Source organism: Sulfitobacter sp. SK012, assembly GCF_003352085.1.
GTDB lineage: Bacteria > Pseudomonadota > Alphaproteobacteria > Rhodobacterales > Rhodobacteraceae > Sulfitobacter.
The window spans coordinates 1,470,500-1,485,655 of sequence record NZ_CP025804.1; the positions used below are offsets into that span (position 1 = coordinate 1,470,500).

12 protein-coding genes are annotated in these 15,156 nt (G+C 54.1%); 9 read left to right on the plus strand and 3 right to left on the minus strand.

Annotated elements, in window-relative coordinates; translation table 11 throughout:
• Positions 1-22 precede the first annotated feature (22 nt).
• Positions 23-832, minus strand: a complete 810-nt coding sequence (locus tag C1J03_RS07195) for an SDR family NAD(P)-dependent oxidoreductase (protein ID WP_114885080.1) — start codon at positions 830-832, stop codon at positions 23-25.
• Positions 833-856: 24 nt separating this feature from the next.
• Entirely contained in the window at positions 857-2,593 is a 1,737-nt protein-coding gene (locus C1J03_RS07200) for an extracellular solute-binding protein (protein ID WP_114885082.1), read from the minus strand.
• A 296-nt stretch (positions 2,594-2,889) separates the two neighbouring features.
• Here C1J03_RS07200 and C1J03_RS07205 point away from each other — a divergent pair, with 296 nt between their 5' ends.
• The 7 genes from C1J03_RS07205 to C1J03_RS07235 all read left to right on the plus strand — a co-directional run bounded on the left by C1J03_RS07205 (position 2,890) and on the right by C1J03_RS07235 (position 9,890).
• On the plus strand, positions 2,890-3,846 hold the full coding sequence (locus C1J03_RS07205; protein ID WP_114885084.1) for a sugar ABC transporter substrate-binding protein: 957 nt from the start codon (positions 2,890-2,892) through the stop codon (positions 3,844-3,846).
• Between the two features lie 88 nt (positions 3,847-3,934).
• A complete protein-coding gene (locus C1J03_RS07210) occupies positions 3,935-4,726 on the plus strand; it encodes an SDR family oxidoreductase (RefSeq protein WP_114885086.1) in 792 nt (263 codons plus the stop codon).
• An 81-nt stretch (positions 4,727-4,807) separates the two neighbouring features.
• Positions 4,808-5,782 (plus strand): ABC transporter permease, encoded by a 975-nt coding sequence (locus tag C1J03_RS07215; RefSeq protein ID WP_114885088.1) that lies wholly within the window; start codon positions 4,808-4,810, stop codon positions 5,780-5,782.
• 13 nt (positions 5,783-5,795) lie between these two features.
• The gene (locus tag C1J03_RS07220; protein ID WP_114885090.1) at positions 5,796-6,797 is read left to right on the plus strand and encodes an ABC transporter permease; all 1,002 of its coding nucleotides are present in this window, start codon (positions 5,796-5,798) and stop codon (positions 6,795-6,797) included.
• A complete protein-coding gene (locus C1J03_RS07225) occupies positions 6,794-8,323 on the plus strand; it encodes a sugar ABC transporter ATP-binding protein (protein WP_114885092.1) in 1,530 nt (509 codons plus the stop codon). The genes C1J03_RS07220 and C1J03_RS07225 overlap by 4 nt, the downstream gene beginning before the upstream one ends.
• Positions 8,323-9,189 (plus strand): NAD(P)-dependent oxidoreductase, encoded by an 867-nt coding sequence (locus tag C1J03_RS07230; protein WP_114885094.1) that lies wholly within the window; start codon positions 8,323-8,325, stop codon positions 9,187-9,189. Before C1J03_RS07225 ends, C1J03_RS07230 begins: the two co-directional genes overlap by 1 nt.
• The gene (locus C1J03_RS07235) at positions 9,186-9,890 is read left to right on the plus strand and encodes a ThuA domain-containing protein (protein ID WP_114885096.1); all 705 of its coding nucleotides are present in this window, start codon (positions 9,186-9,188) and stop codon (positions 9,888-9,890) included. Before C1J03_RS07230 ends, C1J03_RS07235 begins: the two co-directional genes overlap by 4 nt.
• A gap of 365 nt (positions 9,891-10,255) precedes the next feature.
• Here the strand turns inward: C1J03_RS07235 and C1J03_RS07245 are convergent, their stop codons facing one another.
• A complete protein-coding gene (locus C1J03_RS07245; protein ID WP_114885101.1) occupies positions 10,256-10,867 on the minus strand; it encodes a dCTP deaminase in 612 nt (203 codons plus the stop codon).
• 497 nt (positions 10,868-11,364) lie between these two features.
• On the opposite strand from C1J03_RS07245, the gene C1J03_RS07255 reads away from it, so the two are divergent.
• On the plus strand, positions 11,365-12,474 hold the full coding sequence (locus tag C1J03_RS07255; protein WP_114885105.1) for a metallophosphoesterase family protein: 1,110 nt from the start codon (positions 11,365-11,367) through the stop codon (positions 12,472-12,474).
• Positions 12,471-15,116, plus strand: a complete 2,646-nt coding sequence (locus C1J03_RS07260; RefSeq protein WP_114885107.1) for an AAA family ATPase — start codon at positions 12,471-12,473, stop codon at positions 15,114-15,116. The genes C1J03_RS07255 and C1J03_RS07260 overlap by 4 nt, the downstream gene beginning before the upstream one ends.
• Positions 15,117-15,156: the final 40 nt, after the last annotated feature.

Here is a 15,156-nt window from a genome sequence, read left to right on the forward strand (position 1 = left end):
TAAAGGTGAAAGGGGTGGCCCGTTACTGGATGCACCAGCCGCCATCGACGTGGATCATCTGGCCGGTCATGTAATCGCTGTCATCAGACGCAAGGAAGGATGCGGTGCCGATGATGTCTTTGGGATAAGACACGCGCTTGATCTGAAGCGCATCGCGTACGATATCGTCGTAGGCTTGGCCTTCTTTTTCCTTGAAGCCGATATCAACAAGGTCTTTATCCAGCTGCTCCCAAAGCGGTGTCACAACGACGCCAGGCGCATAGCCATTCACAGTGATATTGTGCTCTGCCAGACCGAGGGCACCGCAATGCGTCAGCGCCAGACAGCCATATTTGGAAGTGCAATAGACGGTGACATCGATCAACGGCTTGCGCGATGCAATCGAGCCGACGTTGATCAGTTTATACGGGTGATCTTCCATCGGTCCCTGTTCGATCATCTGGCGGGCGGTTTCCTGCATGCCCAGCCACATCGCCTTGGTGTTGACGTTCATGATCATGTCCCAGTTGTCTTCATCGATATCCATGAAGAACCGAGGTTTGTTCAGACCCGCGTTAAAGACACCGACGTTGATCGACCCGAAGGCCTCGACAGTGGCTGCCACAGCGGCTGCGTTATCTTCGCGTCTGGTGACATCCATCTTGACGGCAATCGCCTTGCCATTGCCTGCAGCGTTGATTTCGTCGGCAACGTTTTTCGCCATGTCGAGGTCCAGATCGCCGATACAGACGTTGGCGCCTTGTTCAGCAAAGGATCTTGCGTTGGCTTCGCCCATGCCGCGGGCGGCACCGGTGATGAGAATGTTTTTACCTTTAAGGCGATTGGGGTCCATGGGTGTCTCCTCCTGACGTCATGATTATGGTGAGGTTAGGGTTGCGTCGGCTCTCTCCTGCGCGCGGCGCAATGCATTTTGCGGGGTTATGATCCCGCGCAACATGTCGTGAAATTCTTCTCCGCAGATCTGGATGATCTCGTCGATTTCGGGGATTGGCGGGCGTGGCCAGAACTGAAGCTCATCGCGCCATGACATGCCATCGACCGCCTCGAAGATAGGCGACAGACGCCGCACGTCGGGGTCGGACCCTACGGAATAGCGCGGGTTCGTGCGGCTGCCGTTCTGGACATATAGCTTTTGCGCGGGCGGAGAGGTGAAGACCAACAAGGCCTCCACCGCCGCCGCAACGCGTTCTTTTGGCAAATTGGCAGGTATGCCCATCACATAGCCGCCAACAGGTGCGATTGGCGCGCCGTTTGGGCCAGCAGGATGCGGCAGGTACCCTGTCTGATCCTTTGCAGGGGACGCCTCATCGAGCTCAAAATATGGAGCCAGCAACGTGTAGCCATAGGCCATTGCAATGCGCCCTGCAGCATATGGGCGTATGCGTTCGTACCATGACATCGACAAAATATCAGGCGGCGAATATTTCAGAAGCTCTTTCAAAAATTCTGCCGCTTGCAAACCCGCTGGCGTATTGATTGTGAACCGGTAATCACGGTTCGCAAGGTGCTGCGTATCAAAACCACCCGCATTCGGGGGCAAATCAAGGATAGGTTGCCCGAAATCCGCCAAGGTCATCAGAACGGTGTGACCCAATGCTGTCCCGCGCGCGGCGTTCCAGGCGATGCCATGCAGACCGCGTTGTGGATCGTGTAACGCCTTTGCAGCAGTCAGCAAGTCCTGGGCTGTGGCGGGTGGCTCAAGGCCCGCTTGGGCAAACAGATCTTTACGGTAGAACAAAAGTTCTGGCGTTGTTTGCGCCGGAATCCCGTAGGCACGACCGCCCCAGTGGGCCGCTTGCCAGCCAGCGGTATGGAAGTCCGCCGGATCAATGCGGGCTATTTCCATGGCTTCATCTAGCGGCATCAAGACGTGCTGTTCTGCGAATCCGCCGACCCATGGCAGATCAACGGCGATGATATCGTAGTTGCTCGACTTACGGCTTGCATTGCGCATGGTTTCTTCGCGCAGTCGATCTATCGAAAAGGCGCGTTGATGAATTTGCGTGCCGATGGTCTGCTCAAACTGGCGCTTGAGGTTATCCATCACCATAAAGGTTGGATCACCATGGACCAGAACGCGTAAACCGCCTGCTAGCTTGAGCGGCTCGGCCAAAACCTCCATTGGGGGGATCGATTTTGCGTTTAGGTACGATCCGCCGAAGTAGTAGTCAGATGCTTCTGTCGACCCAGCACCACCGAATTGAGCAGTCGCAAGGCGATGCACGCGATGTGTCAGTTGGGTCCATTGGTCCAACAAGAGCACGCTGGGGTGCAAGGAAAAGCTTTTCCCTGTTGCCGTCCGCGCGCGTTGGTCGATCAGGCCCACATCTTGCATGTCTTTGATGCGGCGATTGGCTGTGGCGTAGGGCGCGCGACTGGCCCCGATCAGCGATGTCATTGTGACAAGCCGCCCGTCCAGATGCCCACGGATCAAATGCATGGAAATGCGCAAGTTCGGGGTGGATGCAAACAGGTCGGACGCGTTTTCTAACTCATCACCAAGGTTTTCCATAAACGACAGAACGCTCAGCATATCTGCCTTCGCCTGAGGTGGCATAAGTTGATTGAAATTATCCCCCCTCATCTTATTCATACCCCCTATCGCTGCCTTCCCTTTAGTGTGGCGATGGCCACGTGATTTGTTCATTTCGGATGATTTTGGAATCGTCATAAGATACACCTTATGTTGCCGCTGGAATGACTTCAGAATGTATCGCAATAATATCCATATTGGATATTATTTTATCCGAAATGGATAACATTTGGGGGGTTAGGCTTCGGTCACTCTTGCAAGCTGTATGGGATCACACCGGCTCGTCGGATGGTGATTCCCGCCGGGAGGGTGGGGAAAAGACATAAAAGTCTATAAAGTTCTTGGAGGAGATCACTATGAAACTACGTACAATCCTAGCAGCCACGACGGCAACAGCGGCGATGGCCGTTGCGGGTATGGCTACCGCCGAAACCATGACAATCGGCATCACACAGAACAATGTTGGGGTCGACAGCTACCAGACGACCTACGAAAAGGCCTTCATCGCCGCGGCAGAAGCCAACGATGATGTTGAAGTCGTCGTTCTGGACGCTGGTGGCGACGTTGCCCGCCAGATCGCCCAGATGGAAGACCTCATTCAGCAAGAAGTCGACGCGATCATCATTTGGCCAACAAACGGCGAAGCAGTGATCCCTGCCGTTCGCAAGGCATCTCAGGCTGACATCCCGGTTGTTGTCACCAACTCCAACATCGCCGAAGCGGGCTTCGATTTCGTCGCGTCCTTCTCCGGCCCGGACAACGTCACACAGGGCATTCGCTCTGCTGAAATCATGTGCGACCGCTTCATTGAGCTGGGCATCGAAGATGAGGCCAAGGTTGTCCACATCACAGGTCAGCCGGGCTACACGACCGCCATCGAGCGCGCTCAGGGTTTCAACGACCGCCTGCCAGAAGTCTGCCCGAACGTAGAGCAGATCGACGAGCAGCCAGGTGACTGGAACCGTGAAAAGTCCCAGCAGGTCATGGAAGCCTTCCTCGTGCAGTATGATGACATCGACGGCGTTTATTCAGGCGATGACAACATGGGTGTTGGCGCAATGAACGCCGCTGTGGCTGCTGGCCGCGAGGGCATTACTTTCGTCGGCGCAACCAACTTCGCTGTTGGCTATGAAGCAATGGCCGCAGGCACATACTGGGGTTCCATCTACCAGTCACCTGTCGATGACGCAGAAGCAGCGCTTAAGACCGCGATTGACCTGCTCAACGGCGAAGAGCTGCCGTTCCTGAACTACTTCGACACACCGAAGATCACACAGGACAACATGGATCAGTTTACCAAGCCGGTATTCTAAGGTTCCACTAGAATTAGGTGGGGGGCTGCGGCCCCCCACCTAACGCCCGTTCGCATTCCAAAATTGATTTAAGTATGGGAGATGACCAATGGGTCGAGTCTCTGGTCGGTCGTGCATTGTTACAGGTGCCGCACAAGGTATTGGGCGCGCCATCGCTGAGGCGCTTTTGGAAGAAGGGGCAAGCGTATGTTTCGCCGACATCAATGGTGATAAGATTGCCAAAGTCGCAGACGCGAATCGAAAGACATACGGCGACAGCAAAGTGACACATGCGCAGGTCGATGTGACCGACCGCGCCACAGTACGCGCGATGATCGACCATACGGTCGCGTCGTTCGGCAGGCTGGATGTGAAGTTCAACAATGCAGGCGTCAATCGGCCAATGAACTTTATGGATGTCACCGAAGACAACTGGAATTTTATCATGGGGGTCAACGGGCTTGGCTGCATGATTGGCATACAGGAAGCGGCCCGCCAAATGATCAAGCAGGGCAGAGGCGGCAAGATAATCAACACCGCCTCAATTGCCAGCCGTCAGGGTTTTGATAACGTGGCACCCTATTGTGCCAGTAAATTTGCGGTTGTGGCGCTGACCCAATCGGGCGCGCGCGACTTAGCGAGACATAATATCACCGTAACGGGGTTCGCCCCCGGTGTGGTAGACACCGAGATGTGGGAGCAGGTCGATCGAGACCTGATGGACATCGGCGCAGCCGAACGTCCCGGTCAGGCAATGGAAGAGTTTTCGTCTGAAATCTTGCGTGGCCGCGTTGCCAAGCCACAAGACATCATTGGAACGACCACCTTTCTGGCAGCACCGGAAAGCGACTACATGACAGGTCAGATCGTGATGATTGACGGCGGCATGACACTGGTTTGATCTGATGTGCCGGGAAGGCAGTTCGGCAGGCTGAAAAGAAATGAACTAAGGGTCGCCGAGCGTGACCCAAGGGAGGGAACAATGGCTGAGTTTACGAAGCAGGACATCGGAAAGTTGCTGGCGAAACAGGGCATTCTGATCGCCTTCGCTTTCTTCATAATTGGGTTCACAATTGCCAACCCGAAATTCTTGACCCTCGATAATTTCGAGAACGTGGTCAGGTCTTCGGCGATTTTGGGGGTGATGGCGTTGGGGGTGACCTTTGTCGTTATCAGCGGCAATCTCGATCTCTCCGTAGGGTCGATGATGTCGTTTTCAACCATCGTGGTCCTTGATCTTCACGACAAGATAGGGCCGACCCTTGCGATCCCTGCAATGTTCGCGATGACGCTGTGCCTTGGGGCCTTCATCGGGTTTCTTGTCGGCTACCTCAAGCTCAATTCATTGATTGTGACGCTGGGGATGCTTTCGGCCATTCACGGACTGACGCTGACCTATTCGGGCGGCAAGAACATGGACATCGCCGACAAAGAAGGCACTTGGTTTGCGATCTTCGGGCAAGGCAATATCATGGGAATTCAAACGCCGATTCTGATATTCATCGCGCTGGCGGCTTTGCTGGGCATCATATTGTCCAAGACACCGTTTGGCCGAAAAGTTTACGCGGTGGGCGGCAATGGTACGGCGGCGACCTTCTCAGGCGTTCGGCGGGCCCGCGTGGTTTTCCTGTGCTACATCATGAGCGCGCTGTGCGTGGCCACCGCTGGTCTCATCCAGGCCAGTCGCTCCATGGGGTCACAAAACACTGTAGGGCAAGGACTAGAACTTGAAGTACTCGCCGCAGTCATTCTTGGCGGGGCATCTCTGTTGGGTGGTTCGGGAACAATCTTCAAGACGGTGATCGGCGTACTCATCCTCGGGTTCATTCAGAATGGTCTCTTGCTGGTCGGGCTTGATTTCTCCGTACAGTACGTCGTGACCTGGGTCATCATCATCCTTGCAGTCTGGCTTGATATTGCGGCCAAGCGCGGCAAGCTCATGTCGCCGATCGCGTAAGAGAGGAAAAAAAATGCAAGCTGGAACACTTTCAAAATACCTCGCAGGCGGCGCCATCTGGGGTTTCATCGTCCTAGAGCTGATCTTCTTCTCAGTCGCGGGCGAGTTCTTCTCTGTGAGCGAGAAGGCCTTCATGGACGGCGACAACATGCTGCTGCTGCTCAAACAGTCGGCACCGATCGGCATCATCGCCATGGGTATGACAATCGTGATGGTCAACGGCAATATCGACCTATCCGTAGGAGCAATCTACGCAATTTGCGCCATTGTCCTGCTGGACTCGATGACATGGACAATGTTCGCAGGTCTCGGCAATTGGGTCATTCCAGTGGCCTGGTGCCTCGCGCTGCTGACCGGCGTGGTTCTTGGCGCGATCAACGGGTTGATCGTATGGAAGACCGGAGTGGATGCCTTTATTGTGACGCTTGGATCTATGCTGGGCTATCGCGGATTGGTCTTCATGTATAACGGCGAACAGCCGACTAGCCATCTCAACTGGTCGCTGGTCGACTTCGCTGAGGCCCAGTTCCTTGGTTTTCACACCGCAACATGGTTCCTGCTGGTTGTGACTGCGGTGATCTGGTTTCTGATGACCCGCACAGTTCATGGCCGCAACGCCTATGCCATTGGTAACAACCGCGAAGCGGCCGTCAATGCCGGCATCCGTGTCGGCCCACACATGATGATCAACTTTATGATCATCGGTTTCTTGGCGGCACTGTCCGCAGTAGTTTTCTATTCGGAATCCGGTTCGGTGAACCCCAATGATGGCCAACTTTATGAGTTGTGGGTGATCACCGCCGTCGTGCTGGGCGGTACCAAACTGACCGGTGGGGCGGGCTCAATCATCTCGACCTTCGGCGGAGTGGTGGCGATCCAGTTGTTGCGCAAGGGGCTGAGCCATATCGGTGCTGATACATCGACCGTGAACCTTGTGATCGGTCTCATTTTGATCGCTGTGCTGTTCCTTGATCGGCAGCTGAACGTAAAAGGCAAAGAGGAGTTGAAGGTATGACCGAGACTATTGAACCGACGACCCCCGCCCCTGTCCTTCGGCTGGAAGGGATCGTAAAGACCTTTCCCGGTGTACGTGCACTTGATGGCGTCTCTCTTTCGATCCTGCCGGGCGAAGTGCATGCCCTGATGGGTGAAAATGGTGCTGGAAAATCCACTCTGATGAAGGTGCTTGGCGGAATTCACCAGCCTGACGAAGGCCTGATCATTGTAGATGAACAACCAGTGATCATGTCAGGCCCGTTGGACGCGAAAGCGAAAGGAATCGTCTTCATCCACCAAGAACTCAGCCTCGCAGATGAGCTGAGTGTGGCCGAGAATATCTATCTTGGAGAATTGCCACGCAAGCGGTTCGGGCTGGTGGACTGGGCTGAACTGGAGGCCAAGACCAACACCATTCTCGAAAAGCTAAAGGTCAGTTTTAACGCCACGACGCGTGTGGGTGACCTTTCGATTGCCAACCAACAGATGGTAGAAATTGCCCGCGCACTGACGGTGGACGCAAAGGCTGTGATCTTTGATGAGCCGACCGCATCGCTGACCGATGCGGAAAAGGTTGTTTTGTTCGAGGTCATCTCTGACCTACAAGAACAGGGTGTTGGCATTGCCTATATCTCGCACCGGATGGAAGAGATATTCAAGATCACTGACCGGATCAGCGTTTTGCGCGACGGCCAATACCAAGGCACGGTCAACACAGCCGATACGAATGAAGAAGGCGTGACCCAGATGATGATCGGGCGCAAGCTTGACCTCAGCCGCAATGAATCCCATCACGAATTGGGCGATGTCGCGCTTGAAGTTCGCGGTCTAAGCTGTGGTGATCTATTCAACGATGTTAATTTCGAGGTCCGGCGCGGTGAGGTTCTCGGATTTTACGGACTCGTCGGTGCCGGCCGGACGGAAATCGCTGAAACGCTATTCGGCCTTCGAAACCCGTCATCCGGTTCAATCTTGTTGGACGGCGAAGAGGTGCGGATTCATTCGCCGTATGACGCAATCGAACGGGGCATCTCGCTGGTGCCGGAGGATCGCAAGGGACAGGGCCTCGTGCTTGGCATGAACTGCCGCGATAACATGACCTTGCCGCAAATCGACGATCTTAAATCCGGGCCGTTCGTGGCCGACGGGGCCGAGATCGCGATCTTCGATCAATACCGCGACAAGCTCGACATCAGGACACCGGGCTGGAAACAGATGGTCGGCAACCTTTCGGGTGGCAATCAGCAAAAGATCGTCATTGGGAAATGGTTGTCGATGCGTCCCAACGTGCTGATCGTGGACGAACCCACACGCGGGATCGACGTCGGATCAAAATCGGAAATTCACAATCTGCTTCGCGAACTGGCGGCACAGGGCTATGCGGTAATCGTCATCAGTTCGGAAATGCCCGAGGTGCTTCGTGTGGCCGACCGTATCGTGGCAATGTATTCGGGTCAGGTTATGCGGACCTTCACCTCTGAAGAGGTGACCGAGGAAAACCTGATTGCCGCTATTTCGGGCTTGGAAACTGAAAAGGTGGCGTGATGCGGGTCGGGTTTGCCGGACTGGGCCGGATGGGCGCGCATATGGCGCGCAATCTGGCCCGTGCGGGGCATGACGTGACTCTCTGGAATCGCTCGCGTGAAAAGGCCCAATCTCTAGCCACAGAGCTGGACTGCGCCACAGCAGGCAGCCCCCGGGGACTGTCGAATGCGGCGGAGGTGATCGTGACTATGTTGGCCGACGATCCGTCTTCAAAAGATGTACATAGCGGCGCGGAGGGGCTTTTTGCCGGATCGGCGCGGACCTATGTCGAGATGGGCACGATGAGCCCGGACCACATCGCATGGCTGGCGGAACGGGCCCCCGTGGGAGCCCGTGTCATCGACGCGCCGGTCTCTGGCGCAACACAGGCCGCGGCCGATGCGCAGCTGCTCATCATGGCGGGCTGCACGCCAGCCGAGGCTGCACCGTTAAACCTGCTCTTTGAGGCGATGGGCAAAGAAACACGGTGCCTTGGTCAGACGGGCAGTGGCGCGGTGATGAAACTGGCGGTTAATTCGCTGATCCACGGCATCAACCAAACCTTGGCTGAGGCGATGACGCTTGCCGAGGCAGCGGGGATTGCGCCGGTTGCGGCCTTTGACGTGATCGAAGCCTCTGCGGCCTGTGCGCCGATGCTGAAATACCGCCGTCCGCTCTACCTTGACCAGGCCGCGCATGACGTGACCTTTACAGTGGCCCTTGCGCGCAAGGACATGGAAGCGATTGCCGATCTGGCCCGCAAACTCGGCACTGATATGCCACAGGGTCTGAGCACTCTGGAAATCCTTAGAAAGGCTGAATCGGAGGGCTACGCCGCCCGCGATATGGCCTCGATCCTGAACTATATGAGAGAACATAAGTCATGAAAGCTGTACTTTTTGTCGGGGGCTGGGAAGGCCACGCCCCAAAGGATTTTGCGGATTGGTATCGCGATTTGCTGGTGGAAAACGGTTTTGAGGTCGTCGTTCATGACACGCTTGAACCACTGGAACGCCCTGAGGACATGGCGGATGTCGATCTGATCACCCCGATCTGGTCGTCCGCCCGCTCAGGGCATCAAGAAGAGTTCGGCAATATGACCAAGGTGCAGGAAGACGGCCTGCTAAAGCTCATCGGCGATGGCTGTGGTCTTGCGGGCTGGCATGGGCATATGGGTGACGCGTTTCGCGACCGTCCCACCTACCACTTCCTGATCGGTGGTCAGTTCGTCGCACACCCGCCCGGCTGGCCCGACAATCTCCAGCCCAAAGAAGACTACATTGATTATGATGTGACGATCTGCCAGCCAGATCACCCACTTGTCGAAGGGATCCGCAGTTTCCGCATCACGTCAGAACAGTACTATATGCTCACTGACCCGTCTAACAACGTGCTGGCGACGACGACGTTTTCAGGGGATCACCTTTGGTGGATTGAGGGCACGGTGATCCCCGTCACTTGGACACGACGTTGGGACAAGGGGCGCGTGTTCTACTGCTCGATCGGACATGAGTTGGACGATCTCAAGGTGCCTGAAGTCACCGAGATGATCCGCCGTGGCGCAGTTTGGGCTGCGGGCAGGACATAGGGGTCAAAGCAGCGTCGCTCGAATTTTGACACTGCGTCAGAGTATAAACAGACGAGTTCGCCTGCCATGTCTGTAATGCGAGGTGTGATAACAGTCGCAATAGGCTGACAGATCGCAGTTATGGAAAAGATATGGAACCACCAGCTTGGTCAGCTCGATTGCCCATGCTTTGCCCGCGACTTGTTCCTTCAGAGTTTCGCTCCCGCTGCGGTTCGAATGAATGGCCGCTTTTCCCGCTGCACAGCGGCGAAAAAAATTTACGCTGTTGCAGCGATTTCCGCGCTGCGAGCGCATGCAGCACAAAATCAACAGGTCTGGTGTGGGCTCTTTCCGGTCTTTAGCCGCGCTTTGCGCCAAGGTCCGGTTCAGTAGATTGATCTGAGCAGGTTTGCAGCATTCTCCGCTCGTTCGCTGAAGTTAGCGAAATCAGGGGAAAGTTTGTTCAAAATACGTGGAATCTTGCCGCTTTTTGGCTCTGTTTTTGGTAATCGTTCGTTGTAGGGGACCTGAGCTCCCGGGCCTAAATCAAAGAACAAGAATGTGCTGATTGGGTCGCCTTTTCGCAGAGAGCATTCCTCTCTTCCAAAATTAATCAGCGTGAAAGTGAGCTTACCAGAGAACCCTGGATCAATATGGCCTGGGTTGGTCATCAATAGGCCATCTCGAGCGAGCCTTGCAGGTGGAAAGCAAATCCCAGAGATATTTTCTTTAAGTGATAACTCTTCAAGCGTTTCGATGACAATGCTATCGCCAGCTGCCAACCTGTAGCCTGTTTCTCCTCTTAGTGTATGCTCCTCATCCATTTTTTTAGATGTAGGAAAATAGATTTCACCAACACTGAGATCGAGTGAACTTGCCTGAATCGGACAATTCGAGGAGGTAATATCGATTGAATCCAGATCAAAGTTAGTCAACCCAATTGTTTTAGTCCGGATTGCTTCCACTAATTCATGATCTACCAACATTTTACCAGACATGAGGACTCCCAGTTCGAATGTTAAAAGCTTCAGAAGACTTGTGTCTGCTGACGTTAGTCAACGCACTAACAATTTTCGATGTCTCCAGCAACTCTAGTTCCAGCGCCGAACTTCGCACCAATCTATGGAGTGCCCCGATACGAGTTGAGTGGTCACGACGATGTTTCGTCCTTGTCGAAAGTGAACGCAATCTGATCATAGAGCCCGTTCGATTTCATCCGGCGTGCATCCGAAACACGTATTTTAACACTGCGACTTGATCGGTTTGCTCTTGCAGCGAGCGATCGCTTCCCGCCCTTGACGTAGAAATGTGCATGGTGCAGAAATTGCGCAAATTCACTTACCCAAGACCGTCGCGAATGGCCCAAACCGGACTTTGACAATACCCGAGTGCGCGGCAGCGCAGCTTCCCCAAAGCAGACCTTGATCGGCATCGCAGCAACCAGGGGGAATACAATTATGGATACAACCAACGCATTGTCCGGCATAGTATAATCATGGTTCGTTTCATTCACACATCCGACCTTCACCTTGGAAAGCGATTTGGTCAGTTCCCAGAAGATTTGCGCGGAAGGCTGACCGAAGCAAGACACCAATCCATCACCAACTTGGCAGAACTATCCCGTAGCCAAGGAGCGGAATTTATCCTTGTAGCCGGAGATGTTTTCGATACCGGCACGCCATCCCCCTCTGTGATACGGCAAGCGATGCGGGCCATGGCTGCTGATCAAGCGACAAAGTGGGTGATCATACCCGGAAATCACGATTCCTTATCTTCCGATGAGCTTTGGAAACAGGTCGCCAATGATCGACCCGAAAACGTGCTGCTCGGTCTCGAAAGCAAGCCTATTGAAATAACTCCCGCGACATTCATTCTGCCCGCCCCCTGCCTTAATCGTAGGCCTGGACGCGACCTTACCGAATGGATGTCCGATGCCAATATTGCGGGCGAAGGTATACGCATCGGACTGGCGCATGGTGCGGTACAGAGCTTTGGAGAGGAAGGCGCTTCGGAAGTCATTGCCCCAGATCGCGCAAAACAGTCTGGCCTCCACTATCTTGCTCTTGGAGACTGGCACGGCCAGATCTCAATCAATGAGCGAACCTGGTACTCGGGCACGCCCGAGCCGGACCGCTTCAAACACAGTGAGCCGGGCAAAGCTCTCGTGGTCGAGATCAAGGGCCCCGGAGCCATACCCGTTGTGCAGCCACTCGAAACTGGAAGTTTCAATTGGCAAAAACAAGCGATGCATATCCTGTCCGGCGAAGATGTTGGAAAGCAACTTGATGATATCCTTCCGGAGGTATCTCTGAGGCGCAGTACGTTGCTTCAGATAGTAGTAGAGGGTCGCATTCGAATTCCGGATCGTTTGGACCTAGATGAAGAAATCCGCAAGGTCGCGCCCGACTTCGCATTGTTTGAAGCGAGATCAGAAGCGCTTGCGAGCGAATATGAAGTATCGGACCTGGACGTAATCGATCAGGCAGGTGCCCTAAGGCAAGCTGCTGAGGGTCTTATGCGGGAAGCCGAGGCGGATTCCGACCCTCATGGTGTTTCCGCATCGGCCCTGTCCATGCTCTTTACATTTGCGGCGGAAGAAGCATGAAGCTCCGAGCGTTGCGACTGTGGAATGTGAGAAAGTTTGCCGGTCGCGGCATCGCAATTGAGAACATCGGTGATGGAGTGAACGTTCTTTCGGCAGAAAACGAATTCGGCAAATCGACAAGCTTCGACGCGTTGCATGCGGCCTTCTTTCAGCCCTTCTCGGGAACACCGAAGCCCGTCCAGATGCTTCGCCCCTATAGCGGCGGCAGCCCTCAAGTCGAAGTCGATGTCGAGACGCATGAGGGTCAGTTCCGTATCAGCAAGACATACTACACCGGTAAGAATGCGGTCATAACCGATATTGCGACAAATAGAATTGTCGCTCAGGCAGACGCTGCCGAGACTTGGATAGCTAACCTGATACGGGGTGGGTCAGCTGGACCTGCTGGGCTTTTGTGGGTTCAACAAGGAGCCACCGATATCGGTGGCGGTTCCAACAAAGAGAAAGATGAGGAGCGCAGGGTCAGAGAAGATGTGCTGACCTCGGTAACGGGTGATGAGGTCGAATTTCTCACCGGTGGACGTCGCATGTTGCGCGTCCTCGACCGTACCAATGCAAAACTGGAAGAGTTGGTCACGAGCAAAGGGAAGCCCAAGGCTGGAGGGCAATACGCCAAAGCCTTTTCAGAGCTTGAGGACCTACAGGGGAAAGAGACTGACCTCGCCTCGCAAATTTCTGACTTACGGTCTGCGCTAGATACGCGTCGCAAAAAGCTGAAACGGTTGAAAGATTTGAACGATCCTGATGCGGTACAGTCCAGGCTCCAGCAAAAGACGGACGCCGCAGAACGGCTAGAGGCAGCAAAGGAACAATCTGGCAAACTAGCCACGGCTGAAGCGCAGGAAAAGCTGGCAGTGGAAAAGTGTCAGAATGCGAAGAACCAGCTCGAAACCCATCAGTCAAAACTAGAGAAGCTCGGGAAAATAGTTCAACAAATCATCGAGGGTGAAGCTCAACAAGAGGATGCCAAGCTGAAACGAAACGCAGCGCTATCCGCCAATGAGTCAAGCCAAAAGGCTCTACAAACATGTGACGAGCGATTGAACAATGCGCGTGAACTTCTAAACGCAGCAAAACGTTCAATGGAGGCCGAGCGAGCCGCAGAGCAGTTCACAGAGCTGAAGACGCAACTTGAAAAAGCAGAAAAACTTCGAGGCGAAATTGAAAAGCTCGAAGCCGAATGTGATGCGCTTTTGGTTGATGACCAGGTTGTTGGGCAACTGGAAACCTTTGAACGACGGATCGAAACTCTCAACGCGACAATCCTAACTGAGTCGGTTGTTGTTCAGGTCGACTATGTAGAACCCAGTAGAAATCAGATCACCCATGATGGGAGTGTCTTAGCCGACGGACAGTCAATCAAGGTGTCCTCAGAGACCTGTCTCGATATTCCGCAAGTCGGCCAGCTGACGATATCAGTTGGCTCCGATGCATCTACCCAAGAATTGGAAGCTGAACTCCAGGAGGTCAAAGAGCAACTCCGAAGCGGCCTTTCTCAAATCAATTGCGTGTCCATCTTAGCGGCAAAAGAACAACTGACAATCGCAAAGGCTAAAACCTCTTCCTTGATGTTGAAGCGCGCAGAGCTGGAAACGCGGGCACCAGAGGGTATCGATACATTGAGGCAACGCTCGGTCAAATTGGAAGAACTCTGCAAAGCTTCTGATCCTCAAAAAACTAGCTTGGATGATGCTGAGCGCGAACTTGCTGCTGCCATCGAAACGCATCGCACTACCCAAAGCGACAGAGAAATCGCTCGATCAGCATATCACGATGCGAAGGATGAGGTTCTTCGCAGAGACATTATGGTCGCTGGCATTCGCAAGGAACGACAAGAGCTGGAAACCGAATTCGGGTCGGACGTTGAGCAAAGCGACCACCTGAAATCGCTTCAAAGCGCATTTGCCGACGAGCAAGAGATACTGGCCGCCGCTCAGAAAGTTACTGGGGAGCTAAGAGCCGATGCCCCCGACTTGAAGAGTGTGACTGCAACATATGAACGAGCCGCCTCCACTCATGATCGAGCGCAAGCCGAGATCGATATTTTGAATAAGGAAGTGGCCGAACTTGATGGGCGCATATCTGTCTCATCGGGCCATGGCATTGAAGATGTGTACGAGGAAGTTAAAGGACGATGCATCGCGTCAAATAGCCGCGTTGGACGTTTCAATCACGAAGTCGCAGCGCTCTCTCGACTTAAGGAGGCGCTAGAAGACGCGCGCTCCTCGGCCAAAGATCAATATTTTGAACCTGTCATGGCCGAACTGAAACCACTCCTAACCCTATTGTTGGATGAGGCATCCATCACTTTCGATGAGGCGACGCTTCTACCCAGAACGCTCGGTCGTGAGGGTTTAGATGAAGACATTACATTCTTGAGTGGGGGAATGCGCGAACAGCTTGCCATCCTCACTCGATTGGCTTTTGCACGTCTGCTCGCAAAATCTGGCAATCCAGTTCCGGTCATCCTCGATGATGCACTGGTGTATTCGGACGATGAGCGCATCGAACGTATGTTCGACGCCTTGCATAGACAGGCGAATGATCTTCAGATTCTGGTTTTCAGTTGCCGGCAGCGCGCCTTCGAACGTTTGGGTGGCAATGGACTCAATATGACCGAGTGGAAGCCTGGCGATTCATGAGCCGAGCTAGAGTCGACCAAATTTGATCTAAAGAAGCTTT